General features: G+C 35.6%; 12 protein-coding genes. All 12 read left to right on the top strand.

From position 1 onward, the window contains the following. Positions 1-393 precede the first annotated feature (393 nt). Positions 394-687, top strand: coding sequence for a hypothetical protein (locus tag CKO50_RS25010; RefSeq protein ID WP_255231265.1), 294 nt, complete (start codon positions 394-396; stop codon positions 685-687). Positions 688-723: 36 nt separating this feature from the next. Beyond that, a complete protein-coding gene (locus CKO50_RS23530; protein ID WP_095730121.1) occupies positions 724-915 on the top strand; it encodes a hypothetical protein in 192 nt (63 codons plus the stop codon). 254 nt (positions 916-1,169) lie between these two features. Then, complete coding sequence (locus CKO50_RS23525; protein ID WP_095730120.1) at positions 1,170-1,988, top strand: DNA-binding protein; 819 nt, start codon at positions 1,170-1,172, stop codon at positions 1,986-1,988. Beyond that, a complete protein-coding gene (locus tag CKO50_RS23520) occupies positions 1,985-2,311 on the top strand; it encodes a hypothetical protein (RefSeq protein WP_095730119.1) in 327 nt (108 codons plus the stop codon). Before CKO50_RS23525 ends, CKO50_RS23520 begins: the two co-directional genes overlap by 4 nt. A gap of 158 nt (positions 2,312-2,469) precedes the next feature. Beyond that, complete coding sequence (locus tag CKO50_RS23515) at positions 2,470-3,021, top strand: recombinase family protein (RefSeq protein WP_095730118.1); 552 nt, start codon at positions 2,470-2,472, stop codon at positions 3,019-3,021. Positions 3,022-3,050: 29 nt separating this feature from the next. Next, positions 3,051-3,887 carry an ABC-three component system protein gene (locus CKO50_RS23510; protein WP_095730117.1) on the top strand — a complete coding sequence of 279 codons (837 nt, stop codon included), beginning with the start codon at positions 3,051-3,053 and terminating at the stop codon, positions 3,885-3,887. Then, entirely contained in the window at positions 3,868-4,095 is a 228-nt protein-coding gene (locus CKO50_RS23505; protein WP_095730116.1) for an ABC-three component system middle component 6, read from the top strand. Before CKO50_RS23510 ends, CKO50_RS23505 begins: the two co-directional genes overlap by 20 nt. Then, positions 4,086-5,804: a DUF2326 domain-containing protein gene (locus tag CKO50_RS23500; protein WP_095730115.1), complete on the top strand. Its 1,719-nt coding sequence runs from the start codon at positions 4,086-4,088 to the stop codon at positions 5,802-5,804. The genes CKO50_RS23505 and CKO50_RS23500 overlap by 10 nt, the downstream gene beginning before the upstream one ends. Positions 5,805-5,841: 37 nt before the next feature. Then, a complete protein-coding gene (locus CKO50_RS23495; RefSeq protein ID WP_095730114.1) occupies positions 5,842-7,128 on the top strand; it encodes a hypothetical protein in 1,287 nt (428 codons plus the stop codon). A 119-nt stretch (positions 7,129-7,247) separates the two neighbouring features. Then, entirely contained in the window at positions 7,248-8,375 is a 1,128-nt protein-coding gene (locus tag CKO50_RS23490) for an ATP-binding protein (protein ID WP_095730113.1), read from the top strand. Then, positions 8,372-8,692 (top strand): STAS-like domain-containing protein, encoded by a 321-nt coding sequence (locus tag CKO50_RS23485; protein WP_095730112.1) that lies wholly within the window; start codon positions 8,372-8,374, stop codon positions 8,690-8,692. The genes CKO50_RS23490 and CKO50_RS23485 overlap by 4 nt, the downstream gene beginning before the upstream one ends. 13 nt (positions 8,693-8,705) lie before the next feature. Continuing rightward, positions 8,706-9,302 carry a hypothetical protein gene (locus CKO50_RS23480; protein WP_095730111.1) on the top strand — a complete coding sequence of 199 codons (597 nt, stop codon included), beginning with the start codon at positions 8,706-8,708 and terminating at the stop codon, positions 9,300-9,302. The last annotated feature ends 673 nt before the right edge of the window (positions 9,303-9,975 follow it).

Here is a 9,975-nt window from a genome sequence, read left to right as displayed (position 1 = left end):
CCACAGTGCGATATCGACAGTTTACTGCCCTGGCATGTTAGCCTCTAGGTGTAGTTAGCCGTACGCTTACGAAGAATTGAATAAGGAGTTAAAATCATTTCCTCAACCTGATCACAATCTAAAAATGCCCTCTAACGTAACGTGTTATACGATCATGGGAATTACTTCAGGATCACGGGAACAGCTTTTAATAAATAAAATAATAAATAAGATCCCACCCTTCATGAAAGTTTTCATTGTCTTTGAAAACTCGTTGCATGCCTGTCCCGAATTTGTTCGAGATAACTTCAGCGTCCGATAGAAAAAATCATTTCATTAGACGAACTAGACCAAGTTCGGGGTGGGATCATTAATCTTGATTGGACAATACCCAGTCGGCTAAAAATATTATTAATGCAGATCGAAAATATGGGTGATGAATGCGTCATCTGTCTAGCAACTGGGTCCAATGCAAATGGGCAAGTAAAAGAACGAGTAAATATGGTAGCTCATCTTAGTAATAAAATAATAATCTCTATTAACAAGCAAGATGATTGGTCTCTTTGCCCGGCTTATTATCTGGCACATACTGAAGAAATGAAACGAGCGAATTTTGCACTATGGGAAGAAGTAAACCTAGATGACGGTTATCAGTATAATTTAACTATCTTATCAGCAGATGAAATGAAGCAATTAGATATCTCATAATATTTCTGTTGATTGGTTGATTGGTAGGTAACGAAAATGAATCTAATCAGCTTCAATCACCATAAAGCCAAGCGCAATTTCAACAGACTTATTAAAGCCTATGCCAAAGAGCTAATGAGCAAAAAGCTGGCTAAGAGCTTCAAAGCTATTTCAATATTCATTGGTTGGCAGCGTGACTTAAGCGAGTTTCAGGTTAAGCGGATAGATTCTGAAGTCAAAAAACAATAGCTTAATTATCATTTTTGCTAATGAAGTCAGTTAGCAACTTAACTCAATGTTTTTCATTTAAAATATTTTCATAAAAACTTCCGCAGTATAACTATAAGATTTTTTATCCATAGTGCATGATGTGTACTATATTATTGATTTTATTGTATTTTTCTAATTTTAAATTTCAAATTCAACATTATAATAGAGTAAAGAATGTACTGGAATTGGTTGATTGGTTGATTGGTTGATTGGTTGAAATTAAAGAGAAATGTATGAATAAAGATAGTTCGGTAGTAACACAAAAAAAGTCAGGTCGAAAAGCAGAGGTTACACTAGCGCAAGTAATAAAAGCAGCAGAGATATTAAAACAACAAAAGCGAAAAATAACTGGCTGGACTTTGCGCGATGTCATTGGGTCAGGTGGACCTAACTATCTCAATGAATTATGGCTTGAACATGAAAAACAAGCAGGTATAGCGCCAGATGATATTCAGCCTGCTAATGAAGAACACGTGCTATCTACTGAACTAGAACAAAAAGTAGATTCCTTTCTCGCTGATATTTCGACCCAAATAAACAACTTTGCACTAGAAAGTGATCAGTTGGCTATCCGTATCGCAGAAAGAAAAGCAAAAGCAGCATACGAAACATTAATGACGACCAACAAGCAGTTAGTTGATGAGCAAGATCTGGCGAACCGAATGGTCGAAGAAGCCGATACACTAAACCAACAACAACTAGAGGCATTGCAGTTATTAGAAGAAAAAAACATTGCTCTCTCAAGTACAGAGCAACAACTACTCACCAAGATTGAAAAACTTGAAGGCAATAATTTGAAAATCCAAAAGAATTTGGAAGTCTGCCGTAATTCTCTCGAATCTGAAAAAGCTAGAGTTTCAGAATTAGAAAAGTCTGAAGTTAAGCTCATCACGAAAGTAGAAATTGCAAATGATGATAAAAATAAGGCATTTGATAACTTAACAAATATTCAGAAGGAGCTGACTGAAGCCGTTGTTAAGCTTGAGGCGCTTGAAAAATTACTTAAAGACAAAGATATAACAATTGAATCTCTAAAAACGTCTGCAAAATGAAGTTAGTTACAAAGTTGACAGATTGGGCGATAGTAGAAGTTGCCGATGCTGATATTGGTGTGCGTTCAAAGCCTCTATTTTTATGGGGTATCGTGCAAGAAGATCAGCTCGGCAGATATGAAACTGGTCATTATGTCTGCACTTCATTAATTAAATCAATTGCCCCTACATTAATGCAAGTCGTCACTAAGTCAAATAATACCTACGAACTTTCAGGCAGCGGACAACGAATTAAAGTATCAATAAAAGAGTTCGAAAAACTAATAGAAGGCTATTCACCAAGAGAAATATCACAACTCAGCTCTACTACGTCACTCAATTAGTTCATGACCCTTAACGTTAAACATTAACGTAAATAATACGACCGTTTAATTTAGACTCTTAAAAATACAAATCTAATACAACAATTAGCTTGTGTTAATGTAAAACAACCCGTAAAGTAATCTACGTAAAGTAAACCTACCTTTATTTTAGGATTTCGATGAAAATCGGCTATGCACGAGTAAGCACTGACGAACAATCTGAAAGCGCTCAGTTAGATGCTTTGAAGGCGGCTGGTTGTGAGCGAATTTTTCAAGAAAAATGCAGTGGAAAATCAAAACAACGCCCAGAACTTGAACGTATGATTGATACGCTAAGAGCTGATGATGTTGTTATAGTGCAACGCCTTGATAGACTAGGGCGAAGCCTGAAAGACTTAATCGAACTACTTGATGGTTTCAAGTCTGAGCAAGTACAGTTTATTAGTCTCAATGAAAACATTGATACCACAACCGCTGTTGGCGAATTAGCGTTTCACATGATTGGCTCCATTGCTCAATTTGAAAGACGATTAATTTCAGAGAGAACAAAAGCTGGTTTAGTAGCGGCAAGAGCAAGAGGTCGGAAAGGTGGCAGAAAACAAAAGCTAACACCTGATGATATTAAAAAAGCACACGCCATGTTGCTTGACCCTGAGATGACCAAAGCTGAAGTTGCGAAGCACTTTGATGTGAGCCGACCTACACTAAACAAAGCATTATCAATAAGTTAAGTTATTAACAATAATTATGGAAAATTTAAATGGCTGGGCCTAGAACTTACACGGACAAAACACTAAAACGTTTATTTGGTTTAGCAAGAAATAAATGCTCATTTCCGGGGTGTGAAGCGGAAATGAGTGATGAACACTCCGCGAAACATTCAAATATATGCCACATTGAAGCCGCAAATGAAGGTGGAGAGCGTTGGAATCCAGATATGACGGATTTCGAAAGAGCGGATTATGAAAATTTAATACTATTGTGTCCACCCCATCACGGGGAGACTGATGATGAAGCCGTATACACTGTTGATGTTCTAAAGGACATGAAGAAAAGCCATGAAGATGATATGGCTGCGAGGGTCTCAAACGAAAAGCCACTATCCAAACGTCCCTCGCTACTTACTGATGTAATTAATAAGATTTCTTCAAGTGATATTGATGAAGTTAAAGATGAACCCGTAGACAATGCTTTTTCCATAGAAAGTAAGCTGAAATATAATTGTGTGGTTTCGAACAGACCTCTTATGGAGAATTATAAGATTTATCAAGGCAAAATAAACTCACTATATTCCGAAATAGAAAGAGCAGGAAGTACAAAGAAGAAATCCATTCTTCGAGCTGTAAAACACTTTTACCTAGAAGCGAAAGGCAGACTTTTGGGACACGATCAATCTTTAGATGCGGTAAAACGGAACGCTGACAAGTTAATTGACGCTGTTAGAAGAAGGTTACATGAGATTGTAGAAGATAGCTCAAATAACCCTATTGACGCTAGTTATGAAGAAATAGAGTTTGCTATTTCGATTATAGTGGTAGATGGATTTATGAGGTGTAAGATTTTGGAGGAACCTCAAGTTGATAATAAGCAAGGATAATCACCCTCATAGCCAAGTTTACTATTTGGGCGCACAAGTTCTTAAGGCGCTAAAAAATGGAGGGGGAACAATGGACTTTATTGATATGTATAAAGAGATAAAAGAGCAGGAAAAAATCTCTATAAAGCTTTTTATTTTGGTTCTTGATTGGTTATTTATATTGGACTTAATTAGGTCAGAGCAAGGAGTTATCCATAAATGTTCTTAAAGTCTTTAATAATAGAAAGTGAAGACCAAATTATTCGAGAAATTACTTTCCATAAAGGAATGAACTTTATTGTTGATGATACAAAATCATCAACTGGGAATGTCAAGGATACTGGAAACAATATTGGTAAAACGACAGTTCTTCGCCTTATTAATTATTGCTTAGGTGGAAGTGATAAAGGTATATATCAAAGTAAAGAGTTTAAAAATAACAACAATGCCGAAGTAAAAAATTTTTTAATAAGCAATAAGGTAATAGTTACTCTAAAGCTTGTAGATGACTTAGATGATCCTTTTTCGAGACAATTAGAAATACGTAGAAACTTTTTATCTAGAGCGGAAAAAATACTCGAAATAAATGAAGAAGCTGTAAAGTCAAAAGATTTAGATGACGAATTAAAAAAATTGGTTTTTGGCTTTCAAGGGGAAAAACCAACATTTAAACAGTTGAAAGCGAAATTTATAAGGGATGAAGCTGAACGCTTAGAAAATACAGTTCGCGTATTGGGCAGCTTTGGAAGGCTAGAGGAATATGAAGCCCTTTATTTATTTTGGTTAGGAATTGAGTACCCTGATGCAGAAAAAAAGCGTGCATTATTAGATGAAAGAAAACTTGAAGTTAGTTTATATTCGAGACTATCAGAAGAAACTAATGAATCTAAATTAACGCAGTTTTTGAAAATTATTGAGCGAGATATTGAAGGATTAGAAAAACAAAAAGGTGATTTCAATATCAATCATGATTATGAATCTGATCTGGAGGAGCTGAATAAAGTAAGAAGCAAGTTAAATTCGCTTTATTCGTCTCAGAGTCAAATTGAGTTAAGAAAAGAACTTGTTATTGAGAGTAAGGACGAATTAAAGGCTAGTTTAGCCAATGAGCAGTTTGATGATTTGTTTGAGTTGTATGAACAAGCCAAAAATTTGCTGCCTACTTTACAAAAAAGCTATGTTGACACTGTTAAATTCCACAATGCGATGGTACAAGAAAAAATTCAGTTTATAACGGATGAATTGCCAAATCTTAATTTACAGCTTTCACAAACAACATCAGAGATCCAATTAAATCTCAGTAAAGAAAAGTCATTGGTGGAAAAGCTAAACAAGGCGGAAATCTTAGAGGAACTTCAAGAAATAATTGCTAAGCTGAATGAAAAGTATGAGCAAAAAGGAAGACTTGAAGAGAAGCGTTCCAAGTTGATAGCTGCAAAAAGCTCGATTGAAAGAATTGATCTTAAATTGTCATTAATAGATAAATCGATTTTTGAATTAGATGATTTAATTCAAGAACGAGTCGCTATTTTTAACAAATATTTTTCAGAAATATCGAATGAGCTTTACGGTGAAAAATTCGCAATGAGTGCCCTATTTGAGCAGAAGTCCAACACCGAGCAAAAGTTTTATAAACTTTACATAGATTCGTTAAATGGTCAAACCGGCACTGGGAAAAAGAAAGGTGAGATTGCAGCATTTGATATAGCGTATGTTAAATTTGCTGATGAAATTGAACAACCTACTCTCCATTTTATATTGCATGATCAAATGGAGGTTGTAGATGATAATCAAATAAAGGGACTGGCTAATCAAGTTATAAATGCTAATTGTCAATTTGTAGTACCAATATTGAGAGATAAGCTCCCTAAAGAGCTAGACAAGCCTGAATTCCAAGTCGTCTCGTTATCACAGTCGAATAAACTTTTTAAAGTATGATTCGTAAAGTAAATGTAGATAATTAAAAAGGAAGATAATGAAAGTCTTAGATGATTTATGGGTTTCGATAAGGGGGAATGCTCAGACAAAAATAAATGATCCTATTGTTGGAGCATTTATCGTATCTTGGTGTCTTTGCAATTGGGATCGGATATCTATCCTGTTTTGGGGTAGCGGAAAACTGGAAGAACGAGTCTACTTATTCTCTAAAGAAATGGCTGTATTTAATTCACCGTCAATACTGTGGACCAATTTTGATATTCTTTTACTACCTCTATTACTAACTTTTACTTATATATTTTTGTCACCAAAGGTTGCTCATTTCGTAGATGAAAAATTAAATGGTATAAATACGAAGCGACACGAATATGCTATCGAAGCCGATATTAATAAAGTGAATAAACAAAGAGAGCTTAATAAAGCTCGTTTGAGAGCAAACCCTGAGAACGAATTTTTAGCCGAGGAAGTAAAAAACGATTTAGCGATCGAAAAAAGTGAAGCAGAAATCAAACTTGCTGAGGCAGAGGCCGCTAAGAGTAGGCAGCAGGAAGCAAAAGTAAAAGAAACTGCTGCAAACATTGAGCTTGAAAAGCGTCAGGCTCAAAAAGAATCTGAAAAGAGAGAGTATGCTATTAGTGCGGCAAAACAGAACGCAATGTTAGCTTCCCATCAATTACCCTCAGCTTATTTATTCTTGGCTCTACTGTCCGAAAGCATAAAGCAGGATGGTGAAGTTATGTCTTTGGAAGGACTAGGGAAGTGCATTGCTTCACTGTTTGGTTACGAGAGCTTTGAATACCTTTTAAAAGATAAGAAATTTCAGAATGACCGCTTGGAACAACTCAAATATGTATTAATATCGTCTGATGCATTATCAGTAGTATTACAAGAAATAATAGATGAAGAAGAACTAGAAGACGTAGATAGTGAATGGCTGCTAGGCCATTTGGAATTGATATTTGACAAGTTACCTTATGAGCTTATTTTGGATGAAACGCTTGCCCATAGGATAGGTGAAGAGATAAACATCAACAGTCATGAATTATTGCATGAAGATGGTGTAACAGGTGGGATGGCTGAAACAGATACAATCTTTGAAGAGGTCGATGAATTAGAAATAAATGATTTTGGATATGATCAAAAAAGCAAGAAATTCTTCGTTAAACTTTCCGGAACTGCAAGTGGTCACCATCGTAAAGAAGTGGATATTCCGGGACAGAGCATTGATATATTTGTGGAAGCATATTGCGAAGCTCTAGTTGGGTGTTATGGTCTTTCTGATTATGTAATTAATGCCCATGCAACACCTACTGATTATCAATAAGAGCGATTAGGTACAGCACCATTGGTGATGCTGTAGAGGTAATAGACTCACTTGCGGCTATAAGAGAGACTTTTATTGGATTTCAGAAGTATTTTTTATGAGTGAAATTAGGGAAATAAATGCGCGTTGGAAATGAAGTACCGAGAAGTATTTACTTAAAAAGAACCCGTAGAAACTTAGTGAGCCGATTAAAGCGGGAAAAGTTCAATGCCCGTTATGAAAATTGGGAAATTCAAGAGATGAAAGCTCTGTCTGTTGAATTTAAAAGACGGTTAAAGCGCAAAAGCAGTATTGCTAAATCGATTATTAATACAAACAAAAAGGTTAATTTATACGCCCCTGAAAATATTGATTATTACAGTGCGAAAAACTACAGAATAACCAATCTGTTTTTAAATAATATTGCCGACTGCATTCTAAGGGCTAAGAGAAGAGTGTTTCTGAACTTTGATAATACCGAAAAAATATCAGCAGCAGCGATGTTATCATTGTTAGCTCAAGTGGAAGTTCTGATTGTATCAAGCGCTGTTAAAGGTAGCTCTCCTATTAGTTTCTCTCATCCGAAGTCAAAAAAGGTTAAAAGTATATTAAATCAGGTTGGCTTTTATAGTCTTCTTAAAAAAAGCGTGGGTTCTGTAGAATCTTTTGATGATGTTAATTTCTGGCATCATACGTCAGGGGAATGCGCTGAACCTAGTAAAGCTAGACCAATGCTTGACGCTATTTCTAAAGAGATTAAAACAAGTAATTCGAAAAAACTATATCGGGGATTTATTGAGGCTATGGCAAACTCGGTAGAACATGCTTACCCCGTAGCTGGCCCATGTAACAAATGGTGGACTTTTGCTGGTGTAAGAGAAGGTAAACTAGTCGTTGTTTTATGTGATAAAGGAGTAGGAATACCCGCGACACTGCCACATACCCAATCTCCTTCTAGTTTGCGAAAAGTATTAAAAATGCTTAATGTAGACTTTAATCACATAAAAGACTCTGCCTATATCAAGGCTGCAACAGCATTGCAGAACTCCTCCACCAAGAAAAAGCACAGAGGAAAAGGCTTGAAAGATGTTATGTCAGTCATTAGATCTACTGGTGAAGGTTATCTATCGATATTTTCAAATAGGGGACGATTTAAATATATGGGCCAGAACACAGCAGTTGAGAGCACCATAAATGACTATAATACATCTATAAATGGCACAATTATTGAGTGGAGCATACCTCTTGAAGAGGTTACAACAGTATGAAAATTATAAATGTAAAAGACAGATTCCCATGTCCCGGCCCAAGATACAAAAAGCTAGGAACTGGTTCGGGTGAAGAATTCAGAGAGTGGATTATTAGAGAATTAAAGCATGATCCTGAGTTAACCATTAACCTTGATGGAACGATTGGATATGGCTCCTCATTTTTGGAGGAATCTTTTGGCGGTTTAATTAGAGAAAATATTTCTGAAAAAACAGTCAAAGCTATCAAATTAATTTCAGAAGAAGAACCTGATCTTATAGATGAAATTAATGAATATATTGATGATGCAATATCAGAGAAAAACGGAGAGTCGTGACTAAAGGATTAATATGGAAAATAATAATAAATACCATGTGCCAGAGGCTCAGCAAAAAGCTTTAGAGTCCTCACCTGATCAAAATGCTCTAACTGCTCAAAAGAAACAAGAACTAAAAGCGATTGCGGTTCAACCTACTGCTAATGATGATAACGTTGAGGAACAACCTTTATCAACTGCACAGTATATAACATGGGGAATGTTATGTTTGGGTTGGTGTATCGCGCTGTTCTTGTATAAGCGTAATAAAAGTAATACTCGCTCTCAACGAGTTATAGATCGCCACAATACATATGTAAAAGAGTTTAAAGATCTGCTATTTGATATTGAATCAGCCGCGATTGATTATTGGACAAGTGCTGAAGATGAGAATGATCAAGTTAAAGTTCTAGGTTTTCAAAGAAAGATAAAAGAGTTAACAACAAAATCTAAAGAAATATCAGATTCGGGAGGCATTGCTTATCCCTCAGAAAAGTTAAAAAAATTACGTAAATATGTGACTCTAGATAATGACCAAAGACCACTAAAAGCTAACTCTAGTCGTATTGATGAACTAAGAGATATCGTTTCCGAACTTTCTCAACTTTACGAGAGAAAATCAGATATTTAATTCTAAAGAGATAAACCTTGATCACTCAGGGCGAAGAATTTTTTGGTGTATTTAAAGTATATTAAAAACTGTGACTTTGTTAAATATTACCTTTATCGACAAATATTGATGGTCACACACAACCCAAACTTGGCTGTAGTGTGTGATGCTGAGCAAATTATACATTGCGAGTTTGATAGAAAAAACAATAGTAAGATTACTTATACATCAGGCTCAATTGAAAGCCCTCTAATTAACCAAAAGGTTGTTGATGTTTTAGAGGGAACAATGCCAGCATTTGACAATAGAAAGAAAAAATATAAAACTAGTACTAGCGGATTCAGGGCTTAGCAAGCCGTATGTGTAAAGCACTGCTGTTGAAACTTCGTAATGCTTTACACATAACTTTTTTAATGACCAATAATGTTGATTTGTTCTCATTTATACTGTCAACTAGATTTAAAGAACCTTTTAAATAGCAGCATTGACAATGCTTTACTCACACACAAACCTTTACAATATTATTGGTACTTTACCGTTCTAAATGGTGATATAGCATCTAAGAAAACCCTAGCATCATGCTGGGGTTTTTGTTTTTTACTGGTATAAATATCTCTAAGATAAGTAAGCGTACGGCTAACTACACCTAGAGGCTAACATGCCAGGGCAGTAAACTGTCGATATCGCACTGTGG

The sequence above is a fragment of the Pseudoalteromonas sp. HM-SA03 genome, assembly GCF_002289345.1.
GTDB lineage: Bacteria > Pseudomonadota > Gammaproteobacteria > Enterobacterales > Alteromonadaceae > Pseudoalteromonas.
The sequence above is the reverse complement of the archived record's forward strand: the minus strand, read 5'-3'. Positions and strand labels throughout refer to the sequence as shown.